We start from the raw sequence: 17,017 nt of genomic DNA, 5'->3' as shown, positions 1-17,017 counted from the left end.
GGGTGATGGTGGCGACGACGAGGCCGCCGCGGACCAGCCAGCGGCCGGTGAACGTCGTGGGGTGCACTGTGGACAGTTACGCCAGGTGGGCGCGTTCCGCTTCCAGCTGAACGGGTGGATCCGATCACAATCCCAATCTGTGGAGTTGGGTTTACACGACCTGGGTGTCCGGTTACGGTCTTGGGCATGATCCGGACAGCGGCCCTGACGACACGAGGTTACGTGGACTTCGTGCGCGTGTCCTCCGCACTCTGTTGCCGGTAACGGCTTTCTCCGCTGCTTCACGCGCGTCGTAGAAAACCCGTGCGCGTTTTCGGGTGCCATAGGACCCTGGTGGTTAATTCTCGGGTTGGGTGAGGGTGTGTTGGGTAGGCCCGGGATGATGATCTTGCGGCAGTCTTGTGGTGTCTGGCCGCAGGATGGAGATCGTGGTGTCGGTGCAGCCGCAGCCCTGGCCGGAGCCGGTCCCGGAGATCGCCGCGGCGATCCGGGCGATGTACAGCGGGCGACGTGAGGTGCCGTTGGCTGTGCAGGTCCGTGATCAGCTCGGTGAGCTGTTCGCGGACGCTGAGTTCGCCTCGGCGTTCGGGGCTCGTGGCAAGCCCGGCTGGTCGCCGGGCATGCTCGCCATGATCACGGTGCTGCAGAAGGCGGAGGATCTGACCGACCGACAGGCCGCCGACGCGGTGCGCACCAACCTCGCCTGGAAATACGCGCTGGGGCTGGAGTTGACCGACCCCGGTTTCGACCACACGGTGCTCAGCGAGTTCCGTGCCCGCGTTGTCCAGCACCGGCTGGAGGAGAAGGCCCTGGACCTGCTGCTGGCGGTGTTGCGGGACAAGGGCTTGGTCACCGCTGGTGGCAAGCAACGCACGGACTCCACGCATGTGATCGCCGCGGTGCGGGACCTCAACCGGCTGGAGTTGGCGGGTGAGGCGGTGCGGGCTTGTCTGGAAGCCCTGTCCGCCGCGGCCCCGCATTGGGTGGCCGAGGTGCTCGACGTTCCGGGCTGGAGCCGGCGTTACCAGCAGCGGATCGACACCTGGCGCTTGCCGGCCTCGCAGACCAAGAAGGACGAACTCGCCCTGTCCTACGGCAAAGACGGCTTCACGTTACTGGCAGCCGTCTACGCGCCCGCCTCGCCGACGTGGCTGCGTGAACTCCCGGCCGTGGAGATCCTGCGCGTGGTGCTGGTCCAGAACTACACGCGCACCGTGGCCAGGAATGGACGAGAGGTGATCAAGCGGCGGGGGAATGACATCGATAAGGATGGTGGTCTCCCGCCCGGCTGTCGGCGCTTGACCTCACCCTACGACACCGACGCCCGTTGGGGCGTCAAGCGGGATATGTTCTGGAACGGCTTCAAGGTCCACATCAGTGAGACCTGTGCGGCTCCCGCCCCGACGGAACCCGCCGAGGATGCCGGCTGTCGCTGTCCTGCCGCGCAGAAGCCGAATCTGATCACGAACGTCGCCACGACCGACGCCACCGTCTCTGACAGCACGATGCTCGAACCGATCCATCAGGCTCTGCGGAAACGGGATCTGCTGCCCGACGAGCACTACCTTGATTCCGGTTACCCGTCCGCCGAACTGATCGTGGGGTCCCTGGAGAACTTCGGCATCGCGCTGATCACCCCTGTGCTGCTGGACCGCTCCCGCCAGGCCAAGGCCCACGAGGGATTCGCCGCGTCGGACTTCGCCGTCGACTGGCAGGCCCAACGGGTGACCTGCCCGGCTGGACAACTCAGCTCGTCGTGGACTCCTTGTGTCCAAGACGGGGTCCCCAAGACGGTGGTCACGTTCTCCAAGACGGTCTGTGGCTCCTGCCCACATCGGGCGCAGTGCACCACCGCGAAAAGCGGACGCCGACAGATCTCCTTACATCCCAGGGAGATGACCGAGGCACTGCGACGGGCCCGCGCCGAGCAGGAGACCCAGGACTGGCAGAAGGACTACGCCCTCCGCGCGGGCGTCGAAGGCACGATCCGCCAGGCCACGGCCGTCACCGGACTACGCCGTGCCCGCTACCGAGGCCTGGCCAAGACCCACCTCGACCACGTCTACTCAGCCGCCGCACTGAACCTGATCAGACTCGACGCTTGGTGGAACGGCCACCCGCTCGACCGGACCCGCACCAGCCACCTCTCCCGCCTCGAACTCAGCCTGGCAGCCTGAACCAATTAACCACCAGGATCCCATAGCACCTGAAAACGCGCACGGCACTTGACCAGTGGAAACAGCTCCGGCGCTACGTAATTCCCGAGCACGGCCGATCAGTCGTGGCCGCGCTGCGTCCTCATGCCCTCCGGAGAGTGCAGATGACTGTATCCACCGAACGCGCGCCCACCGGCGCACCGACCGAACGAAACCCGATCCCCGTCACCACCGTGCAAACCCGCACCGCCCGGCGTGAAAACCGGGTTCCCCGTTGGCTTTTCAAGCTGATCAGCCCGATCGCGCTGGTAGTGCTCTGGCAGGTCCTCAGCAGCACCGGGGTGCTCAGCGACGACACCCTCGCCTCGCCCGCGACGGTCGCCGGCACCGCGGTAGAGCTCTGGGACGAAGGGCGGCTGCAGGAGGCGATCGCGGCCTCGCTGCAACGGGTCGGCGCCGGGCTGGTGGTCGGCGTCGTCGTCGCCATCGTGCTGGCGACGCTGTCCGGGTTGTTCCGGCGCGGCGAAGACCTCATCGACGCGCCGATGCAGATGCTGCGCACGGTGCCGGTGATCGGCCTGATCCCGCTGCTGATCATCTGGTTCGGCATCGGCGAGCAGCCCAAGATCGTGCTGATCGCGCTGGCCGTGACCTTCCCCCTGTACATGAACATTTACGGCGGTATCCGCAACGTCGACGCGGGCCTGGTGGAGGCGGCCAAGACGCTCGGGCTCGGCTGGTTCGCCCAGGTGCGGCACATCATCCTGCCCGCCGCGATGCCCAACGCCCTGGTGGGGCTGCGGTATTCGCTGGGTTCGGCGTGGCTGGCGCTGGTCTTCGGCGAGACGATCAACGCCACCGCGGGCATCGGCTACGAGATGAACATGGCCCGCGAGTTCTTCCAGACCGACGTGATCGTGGTCTGCCTGGTGCTGTACGCACTGCTCGGCCTCGTCGCCGACTTCATCGTCCGACTGCTGGAAAGGACCGTGCTGGCATGGCGACCGGCGTTCAGCGGAGCGTAGTGAAACCCGCGTCGGTGCGCGGCCTGAGCCGACGCTTCGGCGACCGCACCGTGCTCGACGACCTGGACCTGGAGATCGAACCCGGTCAGTTCGTGGCGCTGCTCGGCCCGAGCGGCTGCGGCAAGAGCACGCTGCTGCGGATCCTGGCCGACCTCGACCGAGAGGTGACCGGCGAGGTCGAGGTGGCCGTCCGGCGCGCGGTGGCGTTCCAGGCGCCGCGGCTGATGCCGTGGAAACGCGTGTGGCGCAATGTGATCCTCGGACTTTCCGGTCGCCAGGACAAGGCGCGGGCGGTGGCGGCACTGGAAGAGGTCGGTCTCGGCCACCGCGTGGACGTGTGGCCGAAGGTGCTCTCCGGCGGGGAGGCGCAGCGGGCGTCGCTGGCGCGCGCACTGGTACGAGAACCGGACCTGCTGCTGCTGGACGAGCCGTTCTCGGCGCTGGACGCGCTGACCCGCATCAAGGCCCAGCAGCTGGTCGGCGAGCTGTGGCAACGCCACGGCTGCGCGATCTTGCTCGTCACGCACGACGTGGAGGAGGCGCTGCTGCTGGCCGACCGGGTGCTGGTGATGCGCGACGGCCGCATCGGCTACGACCAGGTACTGGACCTGGACCGCCCACGCGATGTGACCGATCCGGCTTTCCTGGCGCTGCGCGCGGAATTGCTGTCCTGGCTGGGTGTCGGGACCGGAGAAGGGAGTTCGTCATGACCGTCGAGTTCATCGGGATGATCGGGGCGCAGCACGTCTCGGAGATCCACGCCGCCGACGGACCGGTGGTCAACCCGGCGTTCCTGCGCAAGTTCGCCCAGGCCCACGAGGCGGCCGGGTTCGACCGGGTGCTGATCGGCTACGGGTCGAGCAGCCCGGAGAACACCCAGCTGGCCGCCTACGCGGCGGCGCACACCGAGCGGCTCGGCTTCCTGATCGCGCACCGGCCCGGCTTCGTGGCCCCGACGCTGGCGGCCCGCACCTTCGCCACCGCCGACCACCTCACCGGCGGCCGGATCGCGGTGCACATCATCACCGGCGGCAACGACGCGGACCAGCGCCGCGACGGCGACTACCTGGGCAAGGACGAGCGATACGCGCGCACCGACGAGTACCTGGACGTCCTCCGCCGGGTGTGGACCGCCGAGGGGCCCGTGAGCCACGAGGGCGCGCACTATCGTTTCGAGGACTACAACGCGGTCGTCCGCCCGGTGCAGCAGTCCGGGATTCCGCTGTACTTCGGCGGCTCCTCGGAGGCCGCGCTTCGCGTCGGAGGCAAGCACGCCGACGTCTACGCGATGTGGGGCGAGCCGCTGGCGCAGACGGCCGAGCAGATCGTTGCGGTCCGCAAGGCCGCAGCCGATGCCGGGCGCTCCGAGCCGCCGCGGATCAGCGTGTCGTTCCGGCCGATCCTGGCCGCGACCGAGGAGCAGGCGTGGGAGCGGGCGCACCGCATCCTCGACCGGATCAACGCCGCGCGCGGCGGATTGGCGTCGTTCACCGGGCCGAAGACCCTCAAACCGGGCCAGCAGGTCGCCAACGTCGGCTCGCAGCGACTCCTCGCCGCCGCCGAGGCGGGAGAGCTGCACGACCGTGCACTGTGGACACCCACGGCGGCGGCCACGAACGCGGCGGGCAACTCGACCGCGCTCGTGGGAACTCCAGAGACGGTGGCGGCGGCGCTGCTGGACTACGTCGACATCGGCGTGACGACCCTGCTGATCCGCGGCTACGACCCGTTCGACGACGCGGTCGACTACGGCCGCGAGCTGATCCCGTTGGTGCGCCAGGAAATCGCCCGCCGCGCCGCGGCCTGACACGAGGTGTGGCGATTTCGCGCGAAATCGCCACCGGTCAGGCGTGGGGAACGGCGATTTCGCGCGAAATCGCCACCTGCCAGGCGTGGGGAACGGCGATTTCGCGCGAAATCGCCACCGGTCAGCGCGCGGAGACACCAAGAGGAGAACATCATGACCACCGCCGCACCTGGGCGATCCGAGTTCGCCCGGTCGCTTTCCCTGCGGCAGAACAGCTTCCCGGCCCGGCCCGGCTTCGACGACATCGAGGCCGCCGGATCGCCTCGACGCTCGGACAGCGCAGGCTGGCCATTCTGGCCAACCACGGGTTGCTGACCGTCGGCCGCAGCCTGGAGGAGGCGGTGTCGCTGTACGCCGCCGCCGAGCGGAACCCGAAGGTCCAGGTCGTCGCCCAGGCGGCCGGGCCGCTGCAGCTGATCCCGCACGAGATCGCGCAGCACACCCGGCAGCGGTACCAGGAGCACCGCGATCCGGGCTGGGTGACCTTCGCCCCGCTCTTCGAGGAGATCGTGCACGAGCAGCCGGATCTGCTCGACTGAGACTGGAGACAACAGAGTGCGAACGACTAGAACCCTGGTGGCGGTGCTGGGCGCGGTGCTTCTCGCCGTGGCCGGCTGCGCCGGGAGCAACTCGCCCAAATCGCTGTCCGACGTGACCCTGGTGCTCGGCGACCAGGCCGGTGGACTGCGCGCCAGGGTGGAAGCGTCCGGAGCGTTCAAGGACGCCCCCTACAAGATCCGCTGGGCCAACTTTCAAGGCGCGGCACCGCTTTTCGAGGCCATGCGCTCCGGCGACGTGGACACCGCGACCGCAGCCGACGCGCCCACGGTGCAGGCCATCGCCGGTGGCGTGCCGGCCCGGCCCGCCGTGGCCACCGCGGCGTCCCCGTCATCGACGGCGATCATCGTGCCCCCGGGATCGCCGATCCGCACCGTGGCCGACCTGCGCGGCAAGCACCTCGTGGTTTCCACCGCGCCCGGCAGCGTCTCGCACTACACCGCGCTCGGCGCGCTGGAGGAGGCCGGGCTGACGCAGCAGGACGTGCAGATCACCTTCAGCCTGCCGACAGACGCGCAGGCGGGCTTCAGCGCCGGGCACATCGATGCCTGGGCGACCTTCGACCCGTACCTGTCGATCGCGGAAAACGCCGGAGCCCGGGTGATCCGCGACGGCCAAGGCATCAACGGCCGCAACGGCATCCTGTCGGTGTCCACCGCGGCCGCCGCGGACCCGCTCAAGCGGGAGGCGCTGGCCGACGCGATGCGCCGGTTCGAGGCGGCGTGGCGGTGGAGCGACGAGCACCCCGAGGAGTACCAGCGCGTCTACGAGAAGCTGACGTCGCTGGAACCGCAGGTGGCGCATCAGATCCTGACCCGGACCAAGCAGGAGGTCCGGCCGTTGACCGATGATGTGGTCGCCGGCCTGCAAGCCGTGGCCGACCGCTACTACGAGGCGGGCGTGCTGCGCAAGCGGGTGGACGTGACCAAGGCCTGCGACCGGGACCTGTACCCCGGCAAGTGAGGAGTTGACATGAGCCGGACTTGGGCTCCTGAGGGGGCCTGCCGCGGCACCTTGGCGGTGCTGCTCGGCAGAGGCGAGAACCCGGCCGTTTACCAGCGCTTCGGCCGGAGACTGTCCGCCGACGGCTACGGCGTGGTGGTGCCGGAACCGGACACCGATCCCGAGACGTGGTTCCACCCCGGCGCGGCTCGGTTCCTGGTCGGCACCGACGTCGGGGCGCTGCGTGCGTGGGCGCTCGGGCTGGAGATCGAGGTGGACGGCCTGATCCTCGCGGGCACCCCGCTCGCCCGGGGGCAGAGTCCGGTCGACCGGGCCGACGAGATCGGGGCGCGCACGTCGTGCCCGGTGCACCGCGAACTGCTGGAGAACGATCCGGAGTTCGAGTGGGGCCGGTTGACCGAGGACGTCCCCGAGCCGCCGAAGCAGCTGCCCGACGTGCCGGTCCTGCTGCTGCACGGCGACGCGGACACGCTCGCGCCGGTCGCCCCGGTGACCTCGCTGGCGGCCAAGCACCCGCAGAGTTCGCTGGCGGTGTTCAAGGACGGCGTGCACGACATCCTCAACGACAAGTTCCACCGGAGCGTGGCCGCGCGCATCGTGCTGTTCTGCGAGGAGATCGGCAAGGGCGCGGTGCTGCTGCCCGAGACGCTGGCCGCGCCGCGCGCCCGCAGGTCCGCTCCGGTGCACATCTCGGCCCGTACCGACTACTCGGTGCGGGCGCTGCGTGAACTGGTCGGGAGCGGCAGCGAACCGGTCAAGTGCGAGGTCATCGCCCGGAACCAGGGTATCCCGCTGAATTCGCTGGTCAACCTGATGGTCGAGCTGCGGCGGGCCGGGCTGGTGACCAGCCAGCGCGGCTGCGACGGCGGCTACTCGCTGGCGCGGCCGGCCGAGAAGATCACCATCGGCGAGGTTGTGCGAGCGGTCGAAGGTGGGGTTACCTCGGTGCACAACGGTTCACCCGGCGCCGAGGTGTGGCGCGAGCTCGGCCGTCAGGTCGCCGCGTTCCTCGACGGGGCGCCGCTGGTCGGCGATCGGTGAGCAAGGAAGGAATCTGATGACCACCCAGCATGACGCGTTCCACCCGGATCTCGCGACCTCGGTGCCCGAGGAACGGCGCCGCTCGCTGCGCACCCGGCTGCACCACGTCCGGGCCGCCGACCTCGACAACAAGACCGCGCAGACCGAGGGCATGCGGCGGCTCGCGGCGATCAGCGGTGACCTGGTCGGTTCGGAGCGGATCTGGATGGGGGAGACGCACGTCGGCCCGTCGACGTCGTCGGACAACCACCACCACGGCGACGCGGAGACGGCGATCTACGTGGTCAGCGGCCACCCGGAATTCGTCTTCCACGACGGCGTCGAGGAGATCCGGATCAAGACCGAGCCGGGCGACTACATCTTCGTGCCGCCATTCGTGCCGCACCGCGAGGAGAACCCGGACCCGAACGACCCGGCGGTGGTGGTGATCGCCCGCAGCACCCAGGAGGCGATCGTGGTCAACCTCCCTGAGCTGTACCACCTGGACCCGGAGGAGAGCTGAGGACCGGGGCGCTCAGGACCCTGGTCCCGGGCGCGCGCACGGGCACCAGGCTTCGACGATGACTCGTGCTCGGGGGTTGGTCCAGCCGTTTCGTGCCGATCCGAACCGGTCGGATCTGGAGGTCAAGCAACTGGTCGAGGCGCGCATGGAGCGCAAGCAGATCTTCATCAGGTCAGATCGGCCGGTCGAACTGCATGTCGTTGTCGAAGAAAGCGTGTTGTACCGGAATCGTGGGGACGCTGCTGCGATGCGGGAGCAACTCGACTACCTCTTGGAGGTCGCACGGACTCCGACTGTCGATCTGCAAGTCCTGCCACTCAATGCCGGCGCACATCAGGGGCAGGGCACATCTTGGACGCTGATGACGTTTCCGCCATCGTTGCAGGGCCATCCGGGCCTGGTTTATCTCGATCTGTTGGGAGAAGCTCGCTACGTGGACGATCGGGAGGCCGTCGGCACGTATCGCCGCACGTGGCGTCACGTGCTCGGCGCTGCGGCGTCGGCCGACAGGTCATTGCAACTGGTCCGTGAGGCGAGGAATAAACAAGGTGGAGAACGAAAGTCAGCTCACAGGTTGGCGAAAGTCCAGCCGCAGCAATGAAACCCACAACTGCGTCGAGGTCGGGTTCGCGCCCGGTCTTGTCGGGGTTCGGGACACCAAGGATCGCGATGGCGGAACGTTAGCCTTCGTATGCCGTTCGGTTGCCTTTCGCCGCTGCGGCGCGCAGGTCCCAGGGGTGTGCCGCGACGAGCATGCTCTGCTCGGGTTCGACGCGGAGGAGATCCAGCGCCATCTCGTACACCACGGGTCGGGCTCACCAAGGAGACGCTGTCCTCCGGGGCGGCCACCACCAAGCGGCTGGCCCGGCTGGAGGCGGAGGTCTGATCACCCGCACCTCGTCCCGGCGCGACCGCCGGGAGCTCGACGTGCGGCGGACGAACGGGAGAAACTGGGCGAACTGCTGGCCAAGGTGCTGGAATCACTCTATGGAACCGCCCGGTAACTCGTTGTCCGGCGGCGAGGCGCGTGCCGGCCGAGGTCGGAGGTGGGTTAGAGTTCCTCGGTTGTTCACGGGTGTTTCCCGCGACCTGGCGAACTCGGCATGATCGGGTGATCACGCGACGGTGGTCGACGCCGGTCGCCTGATCGAGAGGACCCAGTTGGCCACGGTGCAGTTCGAGTCCGGCCATGCTGTCCTGAACCTCGGCGGCCTGCCGGGCCGGCTTCGCCGAATCGTCGTGAACTACTCTCGCGTCATCATCGCGCTCTCGGTGCCGCTGCTGATCGCATCCTTCACGCTGCTGGTGCTGATGCGCCGGGCCGGCCTGGACCAGGGATCCGGCATCGACTACCAGGTGTACCGCTGGGCGGTGCACACCTGGCTGGCCGGTGGCGACATCATGAACACCGCCCCGACCGTCAGCATCGGCCGGGTGCTGCCCTGGGTGTACCCGCCGTTCGCGCTGCTGCCGCTGCTGCCGTTCGCGCTGCTGCCGTTCGTCGCCGGGCTGGTCGCGCTCTACGTCGTGGACCTGCTCGCCATCGGCGCGGCGCTGTACCTGGTCACCCGGCACCTGTGGCCGGTGGTCGGCAGGCGCGGGGCGTTCGCGGTGGCGGTGGCGCTGCTGCCGTGGACGCTGTTCCTGGAGCCTGTCTACGCCTCGTTCGGGCTCGGCCAGATCAACATCGCCCTGATGGGCCTGGTGATCGTCGATTGCCTGGCGCGCAACCCGCGCTGGCCGCGCGGGCTGCTGATCGGCATCGCCGCGGCGATCAAGCTCACCCCTGCGGCATTCCTGCTGTTCTTCCTGTTCCGAAAGGACTTCCGGGCGGTGGTGACCGCGGTGGCGACCGCCGCGCTCGGCACCCTGGCGGGCTTCGCGCTGAACTACCAGGCGGCAGTGGAGTACTGGTTCGGCAAAGGTCCGGCGCACGGCGTCAGCGGCTCCGCCTTCCACACCAACCAGTCGATCATGGGCGGCTTGGCCCGGCTGGAACTGCCCGCGGTGGCGCAGAACGGGCTGTGGCTGGCGATCTCGCTGGCCTGCGTGGCCGTCGTGGCGTTCGCGATCCGCCGGTCCGAGCCGACGCTCGCCGTGACCGCCAACGGCCTGTTGGCGCTGCTGGTGTCGCCGACGTCGTGGTCGGATCATTGGGTCTGGTGCGGGCCCGGGCTGCTGGTGCTGCTCGCCTACGCAGCCCGACTGCGCAGCCCGGGTTGGCTCGTGGTCGCCGGGGTGACCCTGGTGACCGTGCTCGTCGCATCGTTCAGGATGCTGCCCACCGGCCCGCCGTGGACGCCGCTGCAGCACCTGTTCGGCAACCCCTATCTGCTGCTCGGTTTGGTGCTGGTCACGCTCCTCGGTCGGTTTGCCCTAAATTGTCCGTTGGTGGTTGCGCCGGAAGAACCGTTCGCGACGCCCGCGATCCGGAGTTGATTCGGCTGCCCGCCGCTCCTCCGGCGCCGGGTTTTCCGGCATCTTCTCGACATTGGACGGTCAACGGGACGAATTCGTCGGGACCGGATGATTCTGCCGTACTGCACGCTCGGTGTGCGGTCGATTACGGAAAACGCTTGGCTGGAGAACCGAATCCGAAGGGTTGGGCAATGATTCGGTGCTCCGCAAGAAGATCGTGAACAACGCCACTCGGAGCGCCAAACGGTCGCGTATGGACATTGCCGTGGTGCAGAATTCCCGAGCCCGCAGGGGCTGCGACAACGATGTCCCAATGGCCGGGAGCCCCGTAATCTTCGCTTAACTTCGTGTTACTCAACGGTAGCTTTTCGGCCGCTCGCTATGTAGAGTGCCTCAAACTGACCAAGAGTGCAACGGCGCATCCTTTTGTCAGTGCCCCCAAAGGCTCTTGCGGGATCTCAGTGGGTGGGTCATGCCCTGCTGCAGCCCGCGGCCTGACGACGGGAGGTCTGATGCCCCTTTCCCACCATGCAAGAAAATCGGCGCAACGTAGCGCCGCTGCCCACGGTCTCTACGACCCGGCCAACGAACACGACGCGTGCGGTGTCGCCTTCGTCGCCGACCTGCGCGGTCGGCGTAGCCACGACCTGGTTGCGAAAGCGCTGACGGCGCTGCGCAACCTGGAGCACCGCGGCGCCAAGGGCGCCGACCCCGAGACCGGGGACGGCGTCGGTCTGCTGACCCAGATCCCGGACGAGTTCTTCCGCGCCGTCGTACCCTTCGAGCTGCCCGAACGCGGCGGTTACGCGGCGGGAACCGCGTTCCTGCCCGCCGACACCGATGACGCGGCGCACGCGGTGGCGACCATCGAGCGGATCGTGACCGAGGAGGGCCTGCGGCTGCTCGGCTGGCGCGAACTGCCGGTGGAAACCGGCTGCGCCGGCAGTTCGGCGCGCGAAACGATGCCCGGCTTCCGGCAGCTCTTCGTCGGCCACGGCACCGATGCCGCGCACGGCGAGACGGCGCTGGAGTTCGAGCGGCGGGCGTTCTGCGTCCGCAAGCGGGCCGAGCACGAAGCCGACGTGTACTTCCCGAGCCTGTCGGCGCGCACCATCGTCTACAAGGGGATGCTGACCGAGGCCCAGCTCGGCGGGTTCTACCCCGACCTGCGCGACGAACGCTTCGCCAGCGCGATCGGCCTGGTGCACAGCCGGTTCTCCACCAACACGTTCCCGTCGTGGCCGCTGGCGCACCCGTACCGGTTCATCGCGCACAACGGCGAGATCAACACGCTCAAGGGCAACCGCAACTGGATGCGGACCCGGGAGAGCATGCTGGCCACCGACCTGATCCCCGGTGACCTGCGGCGGCTGTTCCCGATCGCCACCCCGGACGCCAGCGACTCGGCGACCTTCGACGAGGTGCTGGAACTGCTGCACCTGGGCGGCCGGTCGCTGCCGCACGCGGTGCTGATGATGATCCCGGAGGCGTGGGAGAACCACGCCGAGATGGACCCGGCCCGCCGCGCGTTCTACGAGTTCCACAACTACCTGATGGAACCCTGGGACGGCCCGGCGCTGGTGGCGTTCACCGACGGCACCCAGATCGGCGCGGTGCTCGACCGCAACGGCCTGCGGCCGGGGCGCTACTGGGTCACCGAGGACGGGCTCGTGGTGCTCGCCAGCGAAGTCGGCGTGCTGGAGGTCGACGCGGACAGGATCGTCCGCAAGGGCCGCCTGCAGCCGGGCCGGATGTTCCTGGTCGACACTGGCAAGGGCCGCATCATCGACGACGACGAGATCAAGGGCGAACTCGCCGCCGAATTCCCGTACCAGGAGTGGCTGGACGCGGGCGTGGTGCACCTGGCGGACCTGCCGGACCGCGAGCGCGAGCTGCCCTCGCACGACTCGCTGGTGCACCGGCAGCAGGTCTTCGGCTACTCGCAGGAAGAGCTGGGCGTCCTGCTCAAGCCGATGGCCACCACCGGCGCCGAGCCGATCGGCTCGATGGGCAACGACGTGCCCTTCGCCGCCTTCTCCGAGCGGCCACGGCAGCTGTTCGACTACTTCACGCAGCTCTTCGCGCAGGTCACCAACCCGCCGCTGGACGCGATCCGGGAAGAGCTGGTCACCTCGCTGCGCACCCACGTCGGGCCCGAGCACAACCTGCTCGACCACGACCCGCGGGCCTGCCGGAACTTGGCGCTGCCGTTCCCGGTGCTGGACAACGACGAGCTCGCCAAGATCGTGCACCTCAACGACGACGGCGACCGTCCGGGCCTCAAGCCCGCGGTGATCCAGATTACCTACCACGTCGCAGGTGGTGGCGAGGCGCTGCGCACGCGGCTCGACGAGATCTGCGAAGAGGTCTCGGCCGCCGTCGCGGACGGGGCGCACGTGCTGGTGCTCTCGGACCGCTCGGCCGACGCCGAGCACGCGCCGATCCCGTCGCTGCTGGCCACCGGTGCCGTGCACCACCACCTGGTGCGCGAGAAGAAGCGCACCCAGGTGGGCCTGATCGTCGAAGCCGGTGACGTCCGCGAAGTGCACCATGTCGCTTTGCTCATCGGTTACGGCGCCGCCGCCGTTAACCCGTATGTGGCGATGGCCACCGTTGAGGACCTGGTTCGCGGCGGAGTCATCCAGGGCGTGGACGCAAAGCAAGCGACCGCGAACCTCATCAAGGCGCTGGGCAAGGGCGTTCGCAAGACCATGTCCAAGATGGGCGTGTCCACTGTGGCCTCCTACACCGGTGCGCAGATCTTCGAGGCCATCGGGCTCGGCGACGAGGTCGTGCAGCAGTGCTTCACCGGCACCACTTCGCGGCTCGGCGGCGTCGGATTCGACGTGCTGGCGCAGGAGATCGCCGAACGCCACCGCCGGGCCTACCCGTCCGACGGCGTGGCGGCGCCGCACCGGACGCTGCAGGTCGGCGGCGAGTACCAGTGGCGGCGCGAAGGCGAGCCGCACCTGTTCAACCCGCAGACGGTGTTCAAACTCCAGCACTCCACCCGCAGCGGCCGCTACGAGGTGTTCAAGGAGTACACCAGGGCCGTCGACGACCAGTCGCGGGAGCTGATGACCCTGCGCGGGCTGTTCAAATTCCGCGAGGGCGCGCGAAAACCGGTGCCGATCGAGCAGGTCGAGCCGGTCTCGTCCATCGTGAAGCGGTTCGCCACCGGCGCCATCTCCTACGGCTCCATCTCGCAGGAGATGCACGAGGTGCTGGCCATCGCGATGAACCGGTTGGGCGGCAAATCCAACACCGGCGAGGGCGGCGAGGACGCCGAGCGCTTCACCCCGGACACCAGCGGCGATTCGCGGCGCTCGGCGATCAAGCAGGTCGCCAGCGGCAGGTTCGGCGTGACCAGCGAGTACCTGGTCAACTCCGACGACATCCAGATCAAGATGGCGCAGGGCGCGAAGCCCGGCGAGGGCGGGCAGCTGCCCGGCCACAAGGTGTACCCGTGGGTGGCCAAGACCCGGCACTCCACTCCGGGCGTGGGCCTGATCTCCCCGCCACCGCACCACGACATCTACTCGATCGAGGACCTGGCGCAGCTCATCCACGACCTGAAGAACGCCAACCCCAGGGCGCGGATCCACGTCAAGCTGGTGTCCGAGGTCGGGGTCGGCACGGTTGCCGCGGGGGTGTCCAAGGCGCACGCCGATGTCGTGCTGATCTCCGGGCACGACGGCGGCACCGGTGCTTCGCCGCTGTCGTCGATCAAGCATGCGGGTGGTCCGTGGGAACTCGGGTTGGCCGAGACGCAGCAGACGCTGCTGGCCAACGACCTGCGCGACCGGATCGTGGTGCAGACCGATGGTCAGCTCAAGACCGGCCGCGACGTGGTGATCGCGGCTCTGCTGGGTGCCGAGGAATACGGTTTCGCCACCGCGCCGCTGGTGGTCTCCGGCTGCATCATGATGCGGGTCTGCCACCTCGACACCTGCCCGGTGGGCGTAGCCACCCAGAACCCGCAGCTGCGCGAGAAGTTCACCGGCAAGGCCGAATACGTGGTGAACTTCTTCGAGTTCATCGCGCAGGAAGTGCGGGAATACCTGGCAGCGCTGGGATTCCGGACACTCGCCGAGGCGATCGGGAACGCCGGCCTGCTGGACACCTCCGAGGCGGTGCGGCACTGGAAGGCTCAGGGTCTCGACCTGGCGCCGATCACGCACGTGCCGGAACTGCCGCGCGGCGCTGCGCGGCACCAGACCGCCGAGCAGGACCACGGTCTGGAGAAGGCGCTGGACAACACGCTGATCCAGCTGTGCGAGGGGGCCCTGAAGGAAGGCACCCCGGCCCGGCTGGACATGCCGGTGCGCAACGTCAACCGCACGGTCGGAACCATGCTCGGCTCGGAGCTGACCCGGCGGTGGGGCGGCGAAGGCCTGCCGGACGACACCATCGACGTGACGTTCACCGGATCGGCCGGGCAGTCCTTCGGCGCGTTCCTGCCGCGGGGCATCACCCTGCGGCTGCTGGGCGACGCCAACGACTACGTCGGAAAGGGCTTGTCCGGCGGGCGAATCGTGGTTCGCCCGGACGCTTCGGCGCCGTTCGCGGCCGAGCAGAACATCATCGCCGGAAACGTGCTGCTCTACGGCGCGACCGGTGGCGAGATGTTCGTGCGCGGCGTGGTCGGCGAGCGGTTCGCGGTGCGCAACTCGGGTGCCGTGGCCGTCGTCGAAGGCGTCGGTGACCACGGTTGCGAGTACATGACCGGTGGTCGCGTGGTGATCCTCGGCAGCACCGGGCGCAACTTCGCGGCCGGCATGTCCGGCGGCATCGCGTACCTGCTGGACCTGAACCCCAAGCGGATCAACCCCGAGATGGCCGACCTGGACCCGCTGGACGCCGCGGACCGCGAGTTCCTGCACGACCGGCTGCGGCGGCACTACGAGCAGACCGAGTCGGCCGTGGCGCGGGAACTGCTGGCCGACTGGGACACCGCGGTCGAACGCTTCGGGAAGGTCATGCCGAAGGACTTCAAGCGGGTGCTCGCAGCCCGAAGCGCCGCCGAACGCGACGGGCGCGACGTCAACGAGGCGATCATGGAGGCCGCACATGGCTGATCCCAAGGGATTCATGACGACACCGCGGGAAATGCCGCAGCGTCGCCCGGTGGACGTGCGCATCAAGGACTGGCGCGAGGTCTACCTGGAGTTGGAACAGCCCAAGCTGCAGAAGCAGGCCGGCCGCTGCATGGACTGCGGGATCCCGTTCTGCCACCAGGGCTGCCCGCTGGGCAACCTGATTCCGGAGTGGAACGACCTGGTGTGGCGGGACGACTGGCAGGAGGCCGCGCAGCGGTTGCACGCCACGAACAACTTCCCGGAGTTCACCGGGACGTTGTGCCCCGCGCCGTGCGAGACGGCCTGCGTCGTCGGCATCAACTCCGACCCGGTCAGCATCAAGCAGGTCGAGATCACGATCACCGACAAGGCCTGGGACGACGGCTTAATCCGGCCGCAGCTGCCTCGCGCCGTCACGGGCAAGAAAGTCGCCGTGGTCGGCTCCGGGCCCGCCGGACTCGCGGCGGCGCAGCAGCTGACCCGCGTGGGCCACCGGGTGGTTGTCTACGAGCGGGCGGACCGCATCGGCGGGCTGCTGCGCTACGGCATCCCGGAGTTCAAGCTGGAGAAGCGCCGGCTGGACCGGCGCCTGGGCCAGATGCGGGCCGAAGGCACCGAATTCCGCACCGGCGTGAACGTCGGCGTGGACGTGACGGTCGAGCAGCTGCGCGCCGACTACGACGCGGTGGTGCTCGCGGGCGGCGCGACGCAGGCCCGCGACCTGCCGGTGCCGGGGCGTGAACTGGACGGCGTGCACCAGGCGATGGAGTACCTGCCGCTGGCGAACAAGGTGCAGGAGGGCGACCTGGCGCGCTCGCCGATCCACGCCGAGGGCAAGCACGTGGTGGTCATCGGCGGCGGTGACACGGGAGCGGACTGCGTGGGTACGGCGCACCGGCAGGGCGCGGCTTCGGTCACGCAGCTGGAGATCATGCCGATGCCGCCGGCGTCCCGATCCGAGTCGCACCCGTGGCCGACCTACCCGATGATCTACCGGGTCTCCTCGGCGCACGAGGAGGGCGGGGAGCGCCTGTACTCGGTCAACACCCAGGAGTTCCTGGGCGACGACCAAGGCGAGGTGCGAGCGCTGCGCCTGGTGGAGGTGCGGCGCACCGACGCCGGCTTCGAGCCGGTGCAAGGCACAGAGCGGGAGCTCCCGGCACAGCTGGTGCTGCTCGCGATGGGCTTCGTGGGCCCGGAACGAGCAGGTCTGCTGGAACAGCTGGGCGTCACCCTGGACGCACGCGGCAACGTCGCCCGCGACGAGAACTTCATGTCAAGTGTGGACGGGGTCTTCACGGCGGGGGACATCGGCCGAGGCCAGTCCCTGATCGTCTGGGCGATAGCCGAGGGCCGCTCGGCGGCAGCAGGAGTCGACCACTACCTGACCGGCCGAGCCATCCTCCCAACTCCAATCGCCCCAACAGACCGCCCAATCACGTAATTATTCGAGGTGAGGGGCACCTTTG

Annotated in this window: 12 protein-coding genes; all 12 read left to right on the top strand. The window is 68.7% G+C overall.

The annotated features are described in order from the left end of the window. Positions 1–404: 404 nt before the first annotated feature. The 12 genes from ACRXBZ_RS04220 to ACRXBZ_RS04165 all read left to right on the top strand — a co-directional run bounded on the left by ACRXBZ_RS04220 (position 405) and on the right by ACRXBZ_RS04165 (position 16,992). Positions 405–2,177 (top strand): IS1182 family transposase, encoded by a 1,773-nt coding sequence (locus ACRXBZ_RS04220; protein WP_433877880.1) that lies wholly within the window; start codon positions 405–407, stop codon positions 2,175–2,177. 143 nt (positions 2,178–2,320) lie between these two features. Beyond that, the gene (locus tag ACRXBZ_RS04215; RefSeq protein WP_433877879.1) at positions 2,321–3,181 is read left to right on the top strand and encodes an ABC transporter permease; all 861 of its coding nucleotides are present in this window, start codon (positions 2,321–2,323) and stop codon (positions 3,179–3,181) included. After that, the gene (locus ACRXBZ_RS04210; protein WP_433877878.1) at positions 3,154–3,891 is read left to right on the top strand and encodes an ABC transporter ATP-binding protein; all 738 of its coding nucleotides are present in this window, start codon (positions 3,154–3,156) and stop codon (positions 3,889–3,891) included. Before ACRXBZ_RS04215 ends, ACRXBZ_RS04210 begins: the two co-directional genes overlap by 28 nt. Continuing rightward, a complete protein-coding gene (locus ACRXBZ_RS04205) occupies positions 3,888–4,988 on the top strand; it encodes an LLM class flavin-dependent oxidoreductase (RefSeq protein ID WP_433877877.1) in 1,101 nt (366 codons plus the stop codon). Before ACRXBZ_RS04210 ends, ACRXBZ_RS04205 begins: the two co-directional genes overlap by 4 nt. A gap of 8 nt (positions 4,989–4,996) precedes the next feature. Next, positions 4,997–5,527, top strand: coding sequence for a class II aldolase/adducin family protein (locus ACRXBZ_RS04200; RefSeq protein WP_433877876.1), 531 nt, complete (start codon positions 4,997–4,999; stop codon positions 5,525–5,527). Between the two features lie 16 nt (positions 5,528–5,543). Continuing rightward, positions 5,544–6,509 carry an ABC transporter substrate-binding protein gene (locus ACRXBZ_RS04195; RefSeq protein WP_433877875.1) on the top strand — a complete coding sequence of 322 codons (966 nt, stop codon included), beginning with the start codon at positions 5,544–5,546 and terminating at the stop codon, positions 6,507–6,509. Positions 6,510–6,518: 9 nt separating this feature from the next. After that, a complete protein-coding gene (locus ACRXBZ_RS04190; protein ID WP_433877874.1) occupies positions 6,519–7,550 on the top strand; it encodes an Rrf2 family transcriptional regulator in 1,032 nt (343 codons plus the stop codon). 16 nt (positions 7,551–7,566) lie between these two features. Next, entirely contained in the window at positions 7,567–8,052 is a 486-nt protein-coding gene (locus tag ACRXBZ_RS04185) for a cupin domain-containing protein (RefSeq protein ID WP_433877873.1), read from the top strand. A gap of 58 nt (positions 8,053–8,110) precedes the next feature. Further along, positions 8,111–8,653 (top strand): DUF5753 domain-containing protein, encoded by a 543-nt coding sequence (locus tag ACRXBZ_RS04180; protein WP_433877872.1) that lies wholly within the window; start codon positions 8,111–8,113, stop codon positions 8,651–8,653. A gap of 524 nt (positions 8,654–9,177) precedes the next feature. Further along, complete coding sequence (locus ACRXBZ_RS04175; protein WP_433877871.1) at positions 9,178–10,491, top strand: glycosyltransferase family 87 protein; 1,314 nt, start codon at positions 9,178–9,180, stop codon at positions 10,489–10,491. 491 nt (positions 10,492–10,982) lie between these two features. Continuing rightward, positions 10,983–15,548, top strand: a complete 4,566-nt coding sequence (gltB, locus tag ACRXBZ_RS04170; protein WP_433877870.1) for a glutamate synthase large subunit — start codon at positions 10,983–10,985, stop codon at positions 15,546–15,548. Then, on the top strand, positions 15,541–16,992 hold the full coding sequence (locus ACRXBZ_RS04165; RefSeq protein WP_433877869.1) for a glutamate synthase subunit beta: 1,452 nt from the start codon (positions 15,541–15,543) through the stop codon (positions 16,990–16,992). Before gltB ends, ACRXBZ_RS04165 begins: the two co-directional genes overlap by 8 nt. Positions 16,993–17,017 lie beyond the last annotated feature (25 nt).

Source organism: Saccharopolyspora hattusasensis (assembly GCF_050972075.1).
In the GTDB taxonomy this organism is placed as follows: domain Bacteria; phylum Actinomycetota; class Actinomycetes; order Mycobacteriales; family Pseudonocardiaceae; genus Saccharopolyspora; species Saccharopolyspora hattusasensis.
This window is presented reverse-complemented; position numbering and strand designations above follow the sequence as displayed.